15 protein-coding genes are annotated in these 14,435 nt (G+C 42.9%); 4 read left to right on the top strand and 11 right to left on the bottom strand.

Annotation, left to right across the window (positions count from 1 at the left end; translation table 11 throughout):
- The first annotated feature begins 135 nt into the window (after positions 1 to 135).
- Positions 136 to 1,029: a tRNA 2-thiocytidine(32) synthetase TtcA gene (ttcA, locus tag ACED25_RS08670; protein ID WP_029222956.1), complete on the top strand. Its 894-nt coding sequence runs from the start codon at positions 136 to 138 to the stop codon at positions 1,027 to 1,029.
- A 108-nt stretch (positions 1,030 to 1,137) separates the two neighbouring features.
- Here ttcA and uspE read toward each other — a convergent pair whose 3' ends face one another.
- The 10 genes from uspE to ccoN form a co-directional block, all read right to left on the bottom strand.
- Entirely contained in the window at positions 1,138 to 2,088 is a 951-nt protein-coding gene (gene uspE / locus ACED25_RS08665) for a universal stress protein UspE (RefSeq protein ID WP_017097864.1), read from the bottom strand.
- A gap of 132 nt (positions 2,089 to 2,220) precedes the next feature.
- A complete protein-coding gene (locus ACED25_RS08660) occupies positions 2,221 to 2,967 on the bottom strand; it encodes an FNR family transcription factor (protein ID WP_009846714.1) in 747 nt (248 codons plus the stop codon).
- A gap of 86 nt (positions 2,968 to 3,053) precedes the next feature.
- Positions 3,054 to 3,728, bottom strand: coding sequence for a sulfite exporter TauE/SafE family protein (locus tag ACED25_RS08655; RefSeq protein ID WP_009846713.1), 675 nt, complete (start codon positions 3,726 to 3,728; stop codon positions 3,054 to 3,056).
- Positions 3,718 to 3,954 (bottom strand): cbb3-type cytochrome oxidase assembly protein CcoS, encoded by a 237-nt coding sequence (ccoS, locus tag ACED25_RS08650; protein ID WP_009846712.1) that lies wholly within the window; start codon positions 3,952 to 3,954, stop codon positions 3,718 to 3,720. Before ccoS ends, ACED25_RS08655 begins: the two co-directional genes overlap by 11 nt.
- Positions 3,954 to 6,326, bottom strand: coding sequence for a heavy metal translocating P-type ATPase metal-binding domain-containing protein (locus tag ACED25_RS08645; protein ID WP_017103171.1), 2,373 nt, complete (start codon positions 6,324 to 6,326; stop codon positions 3,954 to 3,956). Before ACED25_RS08645 ends, ccoS begins: the two co-directional genes overlap by 1 nt.
- A gap of 5 nt (positions 6,327 to 6,331) precedes the next feature.
- Positions 6,332 to 6,811 (bottom strand): FixH family protein, encoded by a 480-nt coding sequence (locus ACED25_RS08640; protein ID WP_009846710.1) that lies wholly within the window; start codon positions 6,809 to 6,811, stop codon positions 6,332 to 6,334.
- Between the two features lie 85 nt (positions 6,812 to 6,896).
- Complete coding sequence (gene ccoP / locus ACED25_RS08635; protein WP_009846709.1) at positions 6,897 to 7,871, bottom strand: cytochrome-c oxidase, cbb3-type subunit III; 975 nt, start codon at positions 7,869 to 7,871, stop codon at positions 6,897 to 6,899.
- Positions 7,871 to 8,047 (bottom strand): CcoQ/FixQ family Cbb3-type cytochrome c oxidase assembly chaperone, encoded by a 177-nt coding sequence (locus ACED25_RS08630; protein ID WP_009846708.1) that lies wholly within the window; start codon positions 8,045 to 8,047, stop codon positions 7,871 to 7,873. Before ACED25_RS08630 ends, ccoP begins: the two co-directional genes overlap by 1 nt.
- Positions 8,048 to 8,056: 9 nt before the next feature.
- Positions 8,057 to 8,677: a cytochrome-c oxidase, cbb3-type subunit II gene (gene ccoO, locus ACED25_RS08625; RefSeq protein WP_122047301.1), complete on the bottom strand. Its 621-nt coding sequence runs from the start codon at positions 8,675 to 8,677 to the stop codon at positions 8,057 to 8,059.
- Positions 8,678 to 8,688: 11 nt separating this feature from the next.
- Positions 8,689 to 10,122 (bottom strand): cytochrome-c oxidase, cbb3-type subunit I, encoded by a 1,434-nt coding sequence (gene ccoN / locus ACED25_RS08620; protein ID WP_008221953.1) that lies wholly within the window; start codon positions 10,120 to 10,122, stop codon positions 8,689 to 8,691.
- Positions 10,123 to 10,374: 252 nt separating this feature from the next.
- Between ccoN and ACED25_RS08615 the strand changes: the two genes are divergently transcribed.
- The 3 genes from ACED25_RS08615 (at position 10,375) to ACED25_RS08605 (ending at position 13,764) form a co-directional block, all read left to right on the top strand.
- Positions 10,375 to 10,740 (top strand): hypothetical protein, encoded by a 366-nt coding sequence (locus tag ACED25_RS08615; protein ID WP_009846706.1) that lies wholly within the window; start codon positions 10,375 to 10,377, stop codon positions 10,738 to 10,740.
- A 115-nt stretch (positions 10,741 to 10,855) separates the two neighbouring features.
- Positions 10,856 to 12,040, top strand: coding sequence for an FIST signal transduction protein (locus tag ACED25_RS08610; RefSeq protein WP_009846705.1), 1,185 nt, complete (start codon positions 10,856 to 10,858; stop codon positions 12,038 to 12,040).
- Complete coding sequence (locus ACED25_RS08605; protein ID WP_017103174.1) at positions 12,040 to 13,764, top strand: ATP-binding protein; 1,725 nt, start codon at positions 12,040 to 12,042, stop codon at positions 13,762 to 13,764. Before ACED25_RS08610 ends, ACED25_RS08605 begins: the two co-directional genes overlap by 1 nt.
- Positions 13,765 to 13,914: 150 nt before the next feature.
- Here the strand turns inward: ACED25_RS08605 and ACED25_RS08600 are convergent, their stop codons facing one another.
- Entirely contained in the window at positions 13,915 to 14,283 is a 369-nt protein-coding gene (locus tag ACED25_RS08600; RefSeq protein WP_017103175.1) for a DUF3693 domain-containing protein, read from the bottom strand.
- Positions 14,284 to 14,435 lie beyond the last annotated feature (152 nt).

Raw genomic sequence — 14,435 nt, 5'->3', positions numbered from 1 at the left:
CGGAATCTTTCCAATACTCAGCTTGTTAATCCTGCCGTTACTATTTCAACATCAAATAAAAATCCGTATAATCCACGCCCTAAAACAGTCCCACTAGCAATCTACAGTCGGTAATACGACGGTGTGAGAGTCGCAATGAACCAAAACGAAAATAAAAAAGAAACACTTGAATTCAACAAGCTTCAGAAACGTCTGAGACGAAATGTTGGAAATGCCATCGTTGACTACAACATGATCGAAGAGAATGACGTAGTAATGGCATGCATTAGTGGCGGTAAAGATTCATTTGCGATGCTAGATATTTTGCTACGTTTACGTGAAGCTGCACCTATCAAATTCGATGTTGTTGCCGTAAACCTAGACCAAAAACAACCTGGCTTTCCTGAGCATATTCTTCCTGAGTACTTCGAAACTCTGAACATTCCTTACTACATCGTAGATAAAGATACGTACTCCGTAGTTAAAGAGAAAGTGCCAGAGGGTAAAACAACCTGTGGTCTATGTTCTCGTCTTCGTCGTGGTACTTTGTACTCGTTTGCAGAGAAAATTGGGGCGACTAAGATTGCTCTTGGCCACCACCTAGACGATATTGTTGAGACGATGTTCCTGAACATGTTCCACGGTGCACGCTTGAAAGCAATGCCGCCAAAATTGCGTTCTGATGATGGCCGTAACGTTGTTATTCGTCCACTGACTTATTGTCGTGAAACGGACTTAATCCAATACGCAGAGCACCTAGATTTCCCAATCATTCCTTGTAACCTGTGTGGCTCTCAAGAGAACCTACAGCGTCAGAACATTAAAGCGATGTTGATTGATTGGGATAAGCAAACGCCAGGTCGTGTTGAGAAGATTTTCAAGTCAATTCAGAACGTAAGTCCAAGCCAACTGGCTGACCGAGAATTGTTTGATTTCGTAAACCTTCCACTAGACCGTAGTGAAGATCGCAAGGCCTACGAATTCGAAGAAGCTGAAATTTCCTCTTCAAATATTGATGAGTCAATGTTCATCGACGTGACTAACGTATAACGAGATATTCACGATTCTGTATTTGGAATGGCGGAAGCTCTAGATAATAAAAAACGCCTCAAGCAGTGCTTGAGGCGTTTTTTATGATTTTAAATCAGCTATAGGGTATTAACCTATAGATAAATTAGGATCAAGTGGACTGACGTAACCCGACGGTTTAAGAGCCAGTACATCGCAGTTAATCTTGTCGATTACATGTTCCGCAGTATTACCAATAAACACGGCAGACAATCCAGTACGGCCGGTTGTACCAAGAATCACCATAGCAGCGTTGTTTTCAGACGCGACACGAGGAATAACATCTTCTGGCAAGCCTTGCTCAACAACAGTTTGCTCTTCACTCATACCGTGCTTCTGGCGCAACGCTTTCATCGCTGTTAAGTGATGGCCACGAACCGCGTCAGTATAAGAGGTTGGGTCAAACTCTGGCAGCTCGATTGTGATATTAGCAGGTGTCACCGGGTAGGCGTTTACCAATAGCGGCTCAGCATCTAAACGACCTGTGATTTCAAGTAATCTGTCGACCATCGTATCATTGAGCTCTAAGTGAGCTTCTGTTTCAGAGCCAACATGAACGGAAGCGTAGATCTTCGCGTGTTCTGGCCAGAAATCATTTTTAACCAACAACACTGGGCTAGGGCATTTTCTTAATAGGTGCCAGTCGGTTGGAGTAAAGATGACTGATTCTAAGGTATCGTGCTTACGTGTGCCTTTGATCAAAATGTCATGCTCACCACTGTAAACCTCAGCAATGATCGCTTCATACGGGCGATTATGCCAAACCACTTGAACGTTAAATTCAATGGAATCATCAAGGTAAGGAGCCGCCACTTTATTCATCCAAATTTCACGTTGATGAATTACACCTTTACGCATTGCGTCTCTTTCATCGACAGAGAGCATAGATGTCATATCATACGAGAAATCGTAGATCGATAAAAAGAAAGTGATGTGGCTTGTTGATGTGCTTTTCTTGGCAAGTTGGATAGCACGAACTAGAGCAGGTTGCTCATCGTGATTAATGTCTGCGACAACTAAAATTTTGTTATAGATACTCATAACTAAGCCTACTTTTCAGACCGAACATATAAATAATGTAGCGTAGTTATGGAGAGAATAAGAGAAATATAAGAGGTTTTAAGAGAGAAACATGATGTAGCTCATTATTGAACTACATCATTGATATCTAGACTATTCTTTTGAAACGCCAGCAAGTTCCATCAACGCATCGTGATCTTCGATAGTGATATATTTGCCTTTAACGCTCAAGATGTCTGCTTTTTGGAAGCGACCTAAAAGACGGCTAATTGTTTCAACAGTCAAACCAAGGTAGTTACCAATATCGCCACGAGTCATCGTTAGGCGAAACTCACGTGGGCTGAAGCCACGTTGAGAGAAACGAGTAGAAAGGTTGTAAAGGAATGCAGCAAGACGCTCTTCCGCGTTCTTCTTAGAAAGAAGCAGAATCATTTCTTGGTCACCTTTAATCTCATTACTCATCAGACGCATAATTTGCTGACGCAATTTAGGCATTTTTCCTGATAGGTCGTCTAGAATTTCGTATGGAATTTCACATACCATAGAAGTTTCTAACGCTTGTGCGAAACTAGGGTGCATGTCACCAGTAATCGCATCGAAGCCAACAAGATCGCCCGCTAGATGGAATGCAGTAATTTGCTCATCACCTTGCTCGGTAATCGTGTAGCTCTTGATCGTTCCAGAGCGAATAGCGTATAGAGATTTAAGCTCGTCACCGGCTTTAAATAACTCTTGGCCTTTTTGAATAGGCTTTTTTCTCTCAATGATCTGATCAAGTTGATCGAGTTCAGATTCATTCAAAGTAAACGGAATACAGAGCTGGCTAATACTACAATCCTGGCAATGGATCGCACAGCCACCAGACTGAACACGTTTCGTCACAGGCTTTTCAGAAATCATAACAATCTTTCACTATTTGATATACGTCAATATTTTAGCATTCCTTAATCCTAAAGGGTAGTAAAAAAACCGGATTAAAGACGCCGCTATACGGTATAAATAATAAGCTGTAGCGCCATATAACCGGTATAGAAGCCGTAAATGAGGATTAAAATTGCACCAAACTGACGAAATAAGTCAGCTTGTTGCAGTTTTTTGAGGAAATTTGCCCCCATTCCAACCGTGAGCATCGCAGGGAGGGTTCCTAAACCGAAAGCAAGCATGATACCCGCTCCGTTATACCAACTTCCTGATACGGCCGCCCATGTAAGCATAGAATAAACAAGGCCACATGGTAACCACCCCCAAATGAAACCAAATGGTAGAGCGTGACTAGGATGCTTCAATGGTAGAAATGATTTACCGACAGGAGAGATATAGCGCCATAGTTTTTGTCCGACTTTTTCAAAAAACAACAAGCCGAACCACCATTTGCCAATATACAAACCTAAGACGATCATAAAGCCAGCAGCAAATAATCGCAGCCAACCTAGCAGAGCGTTAAAATCGCTTAGCTGACCTATAGAAGAAATTGCACCGCCAATCACACCGCCAATCACGGCATAGCTTAGCAAGCGTCCTAGGTTATAAAGCAGGGGAATGACAGGGGAAGGTTTACTGTTTCCAATTGAAAGAAGCGACGCAATGCCACCACACATTCCCATGCAGTGACCTGCGCCGATCAACCCAACAACAAAGGCTCCGATCCAATCAGGCGTCATCGTTCTTTTTGTCTAAGTTAGTTTGGCTTTCTACGTTAGCTTTCTCGTTCTTAACAGGTTTACTATCAGAATGGTGAAGAGCATTAGTGTCTTCATCAAACAGAATGTTGTGGCCTTGACGCTCAAGGTCTTCAAACTGCTCACTCTTAACTGCCCACAGAAATATACCGACAGCGATGCACACAAGTACGATCGCAATTGGAATAAGTATGTATAAACTTTCCATTATTTACCTTGCTCTTTTAAAAGCCTTAACGAGTTAGACACAACAATAATAGAGCTAGCAGACATGCCAACAACGGCAATGTATGGAGCAACCAAACCCGCTACGGCCAATGGAAGAATAAGTAAGTTATACCCCAACGACCACGCTAAGTTTTCACGGATTATCTTACGCGTTTTAAGCGCTAATGTTCGTGATTTAAGTAATCTATCGAGTTTGTCACCCAATAACACCATATCCGCTGAGGCTTTCGCCACGTCGGTACCGCCGCCCATAGCAACCGAAAGGTGTGCACCTGCAAGAATAGGCGCATCGTTAATACCGTCACCAACCATCATGGTGATGTCACTAGCGTCTCTAGAGTTTAAATAAGCCAGTTTATCTTCCGGCTTCGCGTTAGCAACAATGTCAGTAATGCCGATCTCTTCAGCAACAGGTTTCGCGTTAATCAAAGAATCGCCAGTCAGCAGCGTGGTTTTGATTCCCGCTTCTTTGAATTGCTTAATGAACTCAATACTTTCTTTACGAATCGGGTCTTCATAAGTGAATGTTGCGGTATGTCGACCAGACATCGACAAGTAAATACCATTGCTTTCCGATGTTTGTGCATCACCAAGAATGAATTCACTGCTGCCGATAGCGACTTCTTGTCCATTCCACTCACCAGTGATACCAGAGCCAATTACGTTATTGACAGACTCTACTTCGATATCATCAGAAAGATGAGTCTTGAACGCTTTCGCGATAGGGTGGTTAGCATGTTGCTCTAGGCTCGCCGCTACTTTCAAACAGGTGTCTTTATCAAGTTCTGCGAAGGTTTCAACTTGGCTGATACGAATATCACCCTCGGTCAACGTGCCTGTTTTATCTATGATCAAGTGATTCACTTTGCACAAAGTTTCAAACACATGGCCTTTGCGCAGCAAGATACCGAAATTACCCATACGAGAAGTTGAGCAGGTGATGGCTGTCGGTGTTGCAAGCGATAGAGCACAAGGACATGTCGCAACAAGTACCGAGAGCATAATCCAGAAAGCATCTTCTGGACGTGTTTGGTGCCAGTAAAACCAAGTGCCGAACGAGATAACCAGAATCACAGCAACAAAGTATCGAGCAACCACATCGGCAATCTCAGCGATGCGAGGCTTAGACAGCTGCGCTTCATCCTGAAGGCGAACGATATTGGAAATCACGGAATCAGCTTTAGACGTCATCACTTCCAATTCAAACGATTCATCACCATTCAATGTACCAGCAAATACGGTATCGCCTTCATTCTTAACCACATGAATCGATTCGCCAGTCAGCATCGATTCATCAATATGAACTCTACCAGACAGTACTTTACCATCCGCAGGGATATGCTCACCGGGTAGAACCCGAATCTGGTCGCCGACTTTCAATGTTTTAACTGGAACTTGTTCACCGTCTAATGTTGTCGCCATAGCTGGAACTAGCTTAAGCAGGTTACCACTAGCTGCTGCCGCTTTACGACGCGCGCGCATCTCAAGGAAACGACCAAGCAACAAGAAGAAGGTGAACATCGAGATAGATTCAAAGAACACTTCGCCTTGCTCTGTCACCGTTGCCACTAAACTCGCAACATAGGCAAACAATAGAGCGATCGACACAGGAACATCCATGCCCAAGGTTCGGCCTTTAATACTACGCCAAGCGTTAATATAGAACGGTAATGCTGAGTAGAGCAGTACAGGCGTTGCGAAGATCAAACTCACCCAACGAAAGTAGCTTTTGAATTCCGGCTCAAGGCTGCCAAAAACTTCGAGATAAAGCGCCACCGCTAGCATCATAACTTGCATAGTCGCTAAACCCGCGACACCAAGACGATAAAGGTAGTTTTTCATCGAACGATGATAAGCGGCTTCTTGTTGGTCAGCCTCGAATGGTGCAGCTTTGTAGCCCAACCTATGAATCGCGGATAGCAACTCGCTTAGTTTAGCCTGAGTGTTGTCCCAACTAAGCAAAGCGCGGTTGGTCGTGGTATTAACACGAATACTCACAACGCCAAGCTTTGAAGAAACTTGCTTCTCAATAAGCCAAGCACAAGCCGCACAAGAGACACCATCTAGTGACAATGTCACCTCAGAGACGTTTTCGGAGTTACGGACAAACTCCAATTGAACATCTTCATTGTCATAGTGACTGAGAGCCAGAAGTTGCTCTGGCACCAGATCGGCTTTTTCAGCCGGAGCAGTACGGTATTGGTAATAAGAGACCAAACCGCTATCTATGATTGTCTGGGCTACGGTTTCGCAACCCGGACAACACATCGGACGAACCGATCCTAAAATTTCTACTTTAAAATCCGTTTCCGCTGGTACATCTTCACCGCAGTGATAACAGGATTCACACATAAGCTTTAATTCGTTAGTTGAGTAGGAGTATCAATAGGGAAGTTCATGCGACCTTGCACTAACCATTCAGAATCATGCGGAGAAAGCTCAATAAACCATGGTCCTTGCATTTCGTGATCCAAAGTCATGGTGTAGTTGCCTTTCGCATCCGCTGTCAGTAGTTGAGTAAAATCGCGGTCAGGCAGTGTTCTGTGAACAAACATTGCGTTAATCGCAGGGAAGTGATCGAGTTTACCTTTCTCAAGAGTAATGATAACTGAATTACCTTTCTCGTTAACTGAAGCTGAAAGGCCGAGTTCCTTTGCAATATTTACTTTTGAAATGTCGACATTAATGCCTTTTCCTTTTTTATAGTAATCCTCAGTCACTAGGTCTACAGAGTTCTGTGTGAACACAATAACCGTCATGATGGTCCAAATAACTACTGTCGCTGGCAACGCGATTAAGAACCACGGCCAAAACTGTTTATACCAAGGCTTTACCATAAAAAAGATCTCAAAAAAGAATAAAAAGAAGGGGTTATAAAATAAAGGAAAGACAGCCTCTTAGAAAGAGGCTGTTATTGAAATGTTACTTATTATCCGAGTTGCTTAAGCTCCACACGTATGATGAAATCAGTTGTACTTTATCCTCGCCTAGAATGTCTTTCCAAGCAGGCATCACGCCAGAGCGTCCGTACATTACTGTTTCCGTCACAGCAGCGCGAGAGTCGCCAAACAACCAGTCGCGGTCGGTCAGGTCAGGTGCACCTACAGCAGGGTTACCCTTACCATCTGTACCGTGACATGCAGCACATACAACAAAGCGTGCTTTACCAGCTTCAGCTTCACGAGCATTCACACTACGTCCAGAAAGGCTAAGCGTGTAGCTAACCACTTCTTTAACGCCTTGCTCACCAAGTGCATCTTTCCAGCCAGGCATTTGGCCAACACGACCATGCATGATTGTTGTCACGATAGCTTGTGGTTCACCACCATATAGCCATGCGTCATCAGTTAGGTTAGGAAAACCTTTTTGACCACGAGCATCAGAGCCGTGACACTGAGAACAGTTTTGCAAGAATAAACGTTGGCCCACTTTAATTGCGTCAGCATCTGATGCAATGTCAGGGACAGAACGTAAACCATTTTCGTCGTGAGCTAGCTTTTTGAATGCTTCACCAAAATAGGTGTTGGCGTCATCAAGCTCTTTCGCGTACTCGTCTAACTGCTTGTTCGCTTGAGCCGCAGCAATCGAAGAGCGAGACTCTTCAATACTACGAACTTCTTGGTTTGAACTTGTCCACCCTAGTAGACCTTTAAAATTGCCAAGGCCAGGGTAAAGAGCAAGGTAAACCGCTGCAAACACAATCGTACTGATGAAAAGGTATGTCCACCATTTTGGTAGTGGGTTATTAAGCTCACGAATACCATCGTATTCATGGCCCATATCATGACCTTCTTCTACGCCAGTTCGATCTTTAAAACACCAACGAAGCAAGACAGCACAACCAATTAGGGTACCAATCGTAATCGCACTAACCCAGATACTCCAGAATGTACTCATTACTTTGTCACTCCTTGATTTTTAGAACTTGTTGCCGGCTCGTCGTCTGCAAACACTAGGTTCGCATCTTCGTCGAAACGTGATTTACGATTCTTGCCGTATGCCCACCAAACGATGCCGATGAAGCAAGCAAAAACAGTAACAGTCCAAACACTTTGAAATGTAATAATGTCCATAATTATTCCTTATTTCATTGCGTGGCCAAGCGATTGAAGGTAAGCGATGATTGCATCCATCTCTGTTTTTCCTTCAACATCTTGTTTAGCGTTAGCAATTTGTTCGTCTGTGTAAGGAACACCAAATTGATTACGGAAGAGTTCAAGCTTCTGTTGAGTCAATTTGCCATCAAGTACATTCTCAGCAAGCCATGGGAAACCAGGCATGTTTGATTCAGGAACAAGTTCACGAGGGTCGATAAGATGAACACGGTGCCACTCATCAGAGTAACGTTCACCAACACGCGCTAGATCTGGACCAGTACGCTTAGAACCCCATAAGAATGGGTGTTCCCAAACGCTTTCGCCCGCTACAGAGTAGTGACCGTAACGTTCAGTTTCAGATCGGAAAGGACGAATCATTTGGCTGTGACATACGTTACAACCTTCGCGGATATAAATATCACGACCTTCCATTTCCAAAGCAGAGTAAACGCGTAGGTTTTCTACAGGTTCAGTCGTCTGCTTTTGGAAAATAAGAGGGGTAATTTCTACTAAAGCACCAAAACTGATAGCAATAACGATCAAGATCGCCAGTAGGCCAACGTTCTTCTCTACCAACTCATGGCGATTATTTGAATTTGAGCTCATTCTAAATCTCCTTAAGCCGGTTGAGGGATAGCTTTAAGGCTATCTTTAGGTGCAGAAACAGTTTTGTACGTGTTGTATGCCAGTAAGAACATACCAGATAGGAAGATGAAGCCCCCTAAGAAACGTACAAAGTAGAACGGGTAAGATGCTTCTACAGATTCAACGAAGCTGTAAGTTAATGTACCGTCAGAGTTAACTGCACGCCACATCAGACCTTGCATCACACCAGAGATCCACATTGCAACAATGTAGAAAACCGTACCAATCGTTGCTAACCAGAAGTGAACATTGATTAGAGATACAGAGTACATACGCTCTTGACCAAATAGTTTAGGAACTAAGTGGTAAACCGAACCGATAGAAACCATCGCTACCCAACCTAGCGCACCAGAGTGAACGTGACCGATAGTCCAGTCCGTGTAGTGAGATAGTGCGTTAACCGTTTTGATTGCCATCATTGGGCCTTCGAAAGTCGACATGCCGTAGAATGATAGAGAAACGATTAGGAAACGTAGGATAGGGTCGTAGCGTAGCTTATGCCACGCACCAGATAGAGTCATAATACCGTTGATCATGCCACCCCAAGATGGAGCAAACAGAACCAAAGACATAACCATACCTAGAGACTGAGTCCAGTCTGGAAGTGCTGTGTAGTGTAGGTGGTGAGGACCAGCCCAAATATACAGAGACACAAGAGCCCAGAAGTGAACAATCGACAAACGGTAAGAGTAAACAGGGCGACCAGCTTGTTTAGGAACGAAGTAATACATCATACCTAGGAAACCAGCTGTCAATAGGAAGCCTACCGCATTGTGTCCGTACCACCATTGCACCATTGCATCGATCGCTCCGGAATAAATCGAGTACGATTTAAACGCAGATACAGGAACAGCCAGGCTGTTAACGATGTGCAACACGGCAACCGTGATGATGAAGGCTCCGAAGAACCAGTTAGCTACATAAATGTGCGATGTCTTACGCTTAATCATGGTTCCGAAGAACACGACCGCATAAGCTACCCACACAAGAGTAATAGCAATATCGATTGGCCATTCAAGTTCTGCGTATTCTTTACCAGAGGTTAAACCTAACGGTAAAGTAATTGCAGCGGACAGGATAATCGCTTGCCAACCCCAAAAGGTAAAGGCTACGAGAGGGCCACCAAAGAGACGCGTCTGACAGGTACGTTGCACAACATAATATGATGTTGCAAACAGCGCACTTGTACCGAACGCAAAAATAACCGCATTAGTATGCAGGGGACGTAAACGACTGTACGTCAGCCACGGCGTATCAAAGTTTAGCTGTGGCCAAACTAATTGAGCGGCAATCAAAACACCAACGCCCATACCGACAATACCCCACAAAATTGTAACGAGGGTAAATTGACGGACGACCGTATAGTTGTAGTTTTGTTCAAGCTGCTTTTCTTGGCTCATTTGCATGCTTCCAATTTCTTATTTACTACACTTTACTTCCAACACGACTCACGTCGTAATGCCACCCAAATTAGAAAAGGAAATTCAGCCTATTCAGAGCTTTATTTCCACTTGCTGATTTTAAAAAAAAGTGGCATTTTCAACGCGACACTATACTTGAATTAACAAATCAATGACAGAGTAGTAACCTTACGCTTGGTCTGGAATTGGATTTTTATTTAAAAACTTTGAACTTTGTAACAAGGAGTAAAGATTATAATGGCGGCACAAAAGCTAACAAAGGGCAGGCTTGTTCAAATTATCGTCATGTTGGTTATTTTAATAGCTGCATTTACTTGGAGAACAGTGACATACGACAATGACGAAACAGTAAACTGTATAATTTCTAAACCTTGCCAAATTACTATTGATAAACATAATGTTTTAATTTCGGGTGATAACCTAGGGTATTCGATCGAAACATCTAAAACTGGTAAATTTATCATTAACTATAATGAGAGCGGAACTCTAGAAGAAAAAGGGGCATCAATTTGGCTGTTACGAACGAACGCTCAGAACTCCTCAATAACGGTTACATTTCCACAACAGATAGCCACACTTTCTGTAAACCTTTCTAAGGAATAACACAGTAACAAGTTAGTCTCACCTCAATTCTTTTGATAGAAATATGTACTAAGTCAGTGAAATAGATTGTATAAAAGTGTTATAAAGAGAGCATTAATAAAATCTTCCGAGATCTATGAAATTTCTATCAAAAGTCTCTTATTCCCTAGACGATAAAATCGCAGTAGATGAGCTGCTCAGTGGGGTGGCAAACCCTGACGATATTGCCTGTCTTATCTGCTACTGCACCGAAGAGTACTCCACACTTGCTGTGCAGAGATATTTGGTAGATGCGCTCCCGAATACACCAATACATGGCTGCACCACTTGTCACGGTATTATGACCGAAACAGGATTCCATTCAGGCCCTGTGATTGGGATACTCATCATCTATGATTCCGGGATCAATGCCTACGGTACCGGCATCAGTCACTTTGGCGATTCCATAGACCGTAGTACATTCAGCGCCATCGATAAAGCATTAAAGAACGCCAACCGAGAAGGTGAAATACCCGATCTTATCTTGCTCCATTCCACCCCAGGAAATGAAGAGAAGGTGATGGCGGCCATCGATAACAAATTTGGCACAGAGGTGCCGATTATTGGTGGAAGCGCAGCAGACAATCAAGTGTCTGGAAATTGGAGTATCTTTACCGAAGAAGCTCTTGCTATTAATGGCGTCTCTTTAACGGTGTTTTTTGCGTCACAATCCATCTATTCATCTTTTAGCGCCGGTCATACACCCACTCAGTATTCAGGCACCGTCACCAAAGTAAGAAATCGAATATTGTTAGAGATCGACCATAGGCCTGCGACCACCGTTTATAATGAATGGACTAATTTTCATTTAGGTGGCAGTGATGATGGGTATATTTTTGAAAAGTCGACAGTTTATCCATTAGGCCGAAAGGTCGGCTCTTCTTACGACTACCCATATTTCAAGTTATCGCATTCGATCAGAGAAACTGAGTGTAACGGTATCGAGTTGTTCACTGATATCAATGAAGGTGACACCATCTATTTGATGCAAGGCTCTAAGCAACAACTTATAAGTCGTGCCGCTAACATCATTCATTCGTCTTACTATAATGATATGGATCTTGAAGAAAAATTAGGGGCGATCAACATATTCTGTGCAGGACCAATGCTGCACCTAAAACAAGATATGGATGAGGTTTGTGACCAAATCAATCACGCACTTGGTGGGCTTCCATACATATGTCCATTTACGTTTGGTGAGCAAGGCAGACTCTCTGGTGGTGAAAATGCGCACGGAAATTTGATGGTATCGTCTGCAACGTTTTATAGGCTGAAAAAGTAATGGATACTGAAGACCAAGAAGCGCTGCAAGAAGCTCGTATTGAACTGCAAAAACTAAAGGTCCGTGAACGTAAATTAGCTGAAGAGAATAGGGTGATCCTATCGACTATCTCTGCGATCAGTAAGGCGAGTAACATATCTGAAATATTTTCTAGTCTCGAATTCGCACTCAAAAAATACATAAAGTTTGATGATTTTATTGTGGTATCAAGAGTAGGGAATGAAGGTAGTTTCAAAACCCTGTTAACCAATAACAAAGTATTCGAACAAATGAATTGGACAGATTGTGGCAAGCTATCGCGAGTCATTAATGGAGAATGTGCCATTCTTTTTGAACCCAAATCTCTGGGTGAATTCAGCACTTTGCATCCCATTATCCTAGACCAAATTAACTCTGTACTGATTACTGGTATTGATAGCGGGCTAACACAATCCGTTATCATCTTTATCCATTCCAATACCAAACACTTTAGTATTGAAACCAAAGCCACTCTAAACCGATTTCGACCACTGATTGAGCGTGCTGTTTTCGATATTGAAAACAAAGAAAAACTTGAAGCGACAGTCCGAGAACGTACAGCAGAACTCGTAGCAGCAAGAAAAGACGCAGAAAGAGCCAACAAAGCCAAATCTGAATTCTTAGCAATGATGAGTCATGAGTTAAGAACGCCGCTAAACGCTACCATAGGCTTAATCGACACGCTAAAGTCCACGCCGCTGAATGATGAACAACAGTCTATATTGTTAAATATGAGTACATCATCTGAACTCCTATTGGCGATCATCAGTGATGTATTGGATTTTTCAAAGATTGAGTCTGGATGCTTCTCGTTGGCTCCTCAATGGAGCAATGCAAGAGACACTGTAACTTTTGTTTTATCTGAACAAAAGAAGATAGCAGACGATAAAGGGTTGTCATTAACTCTAACTAGCGACATTCCAGAAGGTGAACTACATTACATCGACCCAAGTCGCTTAGCACAGATCCTTTTTAATCTCATTGGTAACGCAATAAAGTTCACTGAACACGGGCATGTACATGTTTCTATTACATACCAGCACAGTTCATTCCGTATTAGCGTAGAAGACACCGGAATTGGCATCAGCTCACAGCAACTTTCGTCGTTATTCAGTCCATTCGTGCAAGCCGATAGCACAATCACACGTAGGTTTGGTGGCACCGGCTTAGGTTTAGCAATAACAAAACGACTAGTAGAACTGATGCGCGGGCGTATATCGGTCGAGAGTGAGCCAGGAAAAGGCTCGAAATTTGAAGTGCAGTTACCAGTCCTAACGAGAGTGACGAACAATCAAGATCATGCTGCAGAAGATAAATACTCGCAAGTTCCAAGAACCCGTTATTCAGTGTTAGTTGTTGAAGACAACCCAACCAATCAGATGGTGATTCAATTGATCCTTGCGCGGCAAGGCCACGAAGTTTTCATCGCAAGCAACGGTGAAGAAGCCATTGGCTTTGTAGAAAGAGGTAATGATCCGATAGACATTATCTTGATGGATGTGTCGATGCCAGTCATGGACGGAATAACCACAACCAAATACATGAGAGACGCAAACATCAAAACACCAATCGTCGCGCTAACGGCACACACATCAGTAGAAGATAAATTTTCTTGTTTAGATGTCGGTATGAATGATTTCATTACCAAACCTGTAAGAACCAAAGAGATCATTGAAGCAATTGATAGGTTAATGCTTGAAGTCTAATAAACGTATTCTTAATCGAAGATTAGGAAATATGTTTATTAGGTATTTTATGGTAAATAGACTTACTGTTAAATAGAACGTCAGTTTGGTAGTCAAACAAGAGGCAGGGCATCACACAAAGATACCTGCCTTATAAACATCGAAACCAATTTAACATAATATACATAATACGCACTGAATCGTGGGATCAACTGGGGTGGTCGCCATCAACGCGAATCCCGCGCAAGTCATTGAAATCGCTTTTAATCCTAGCCCGTTGCACTTTTTTGCTATGTGTTCCCATAGCTGTTTAATCTCTGGATTTTCGTTGCGGTCAACGTGACAACCTAACAAAGCCATCTCAGGGTCAATACCTGCGCTTTCTGCTAGAAAAACTGCTTCAGAATCAGATATATAACGAGTTCCTTTTCGCATTTCACCAATCCGTTGTCTCGGCAGATTCAAATCATGTGCAATCTGCTTATCTTGTACGTAGTTTTGCGCCTTTTTGTAGGCATCTAACAGTTCATTTTGATACATAAGACATTCTCCCTTTAGCTACATTCTAGCTGATTAGGCATGATTTTCCGTGCTTAACAGGCACAACTTTTCGTGCCTATAATCTTCCTCAACGAATCAAGTTTACTTGTTCCAGTATTTTGACTGTCTAGGTTTGGGCTGTTTGCCCTTGA

Source organism: Vibrio sp. 1F263, assembly GCF_041439035.1.
Classification (GTDB): Bacteria; Pseudomonadota; Gammaproteobacteria; order Enterobacterales; family Vibrionaceae; genus Vibrio; species Vibrio tasmaniensis_A.
This window is presented reverse-complemented; position numbering and strand designations above follow the sequence as displayed.

Excerpts from the sequence above, each read along its gene's own strand:
- ttcA (WP_029222956.1), top strand. The coding sequence starts at position 136 with ATGAACCAAAACGAAAATAAAAAAGAAACACTTGAATTCAACAAGCTT.
- uspE (WP_017097864.1), bottom strand. The coding sequence starts at position 2,088 with ATGAGTATCTATAACAAAATTTTAGTTGTCGCAGACATTAATCACGAT.
- ACED25_RS08660 (WP_009846714.1), bottom strand. The coding sequence starts at position 2,967 with ATGATTTCTGAAAAGCCTGTGACGAAACGTGTTCAGTCTGGTGGCTGT.
- ACED25_RS08655 (WP_009846713.1), bottom strand. The coding sequence starts at position 3,728 with ATGACGCCTGATTGGATCGGAGCCTTTGTTGTTGGGTTGATCGGCGCA.
- ccoS (WP_009846712.1), bottom strand. The coding sequence starts at position 3,954 with ATGGAAAGTTTATACATACTTATTCCAATTGCGATCGTACTTGTGTGC.
- ACED25_RS08645 (WP_017103171.1), bottom strand. The coding sequence starts at position 6,326 with ATGTGTGAATCCTGTTATCACTGCGGTGAAGATGTACCAGCGGAAACG.
- ACED25_RS08640 (WP_009846710.1), bottom strand. The coding sequence starts at position 6,811 with ATGGTAAAGCCTTGGTATAAACAGTTTTGGCCGTGGTTCTTAATCGCG.
- ccoP (WP_009846709.1), bottom strand. The coding sequence starts at position 7,871 with ATGAGTACATTCTGGAGTATCTGGGTTAGTGCGATTACGATTGGTACC.
- ACED25_RS08630 (WP_009846708.1), bottom strand. The coding sequence starts at position 8,047 with ATGGACATTATTACATTTCAAAGTGTTTGGACTGTTACTGTTTTTGCT.
- ccoO (WP_122047301.1), bottom strand. The coding sequence starts at position 8,677 with ATGAGCTCAAATTCAAATAATCGCCATGAGTTGGTAGAGAAGAACGTT.
- ccoN (WP_008221953.1), bottom strand. The coding sequence starts at position 10,122 with ATGCAAATGAGCCAAGAAAAGCAGCTTGAACAAAACTACAACTATACG.
- ACED25_RS08615 (WP_009846706.1), top strand. The coding sequence starts at position 10,375 with ATGGCGGCACAAAAGCTAACAAAGGGCAGGCTTGTTCAAATTATCGTC.
- ACED25_RS08610 (WP_009846705.1), top strand. The coding sequence starts at position 10,856 with ATGAAATTTCTATCAAAAGTCTCTTATTCCCTAGACGATAAAATCGCA.
- ACED25_RS08605 (WP_017103174.1), top strand. The coding sequence starts at position 12,040 with ATGGATACTGAAGACCAAGAAGCGCTGCAAGAAGCTCGTATTGAACTG.
- ACED25_RS08600 (WP_017103175.1), bottom strand. The coding sequence starts at position 14,283 with ATGTATCAAAATGAACTGTTAGATGCCTACAAAAAGGCGCAAAACTAC.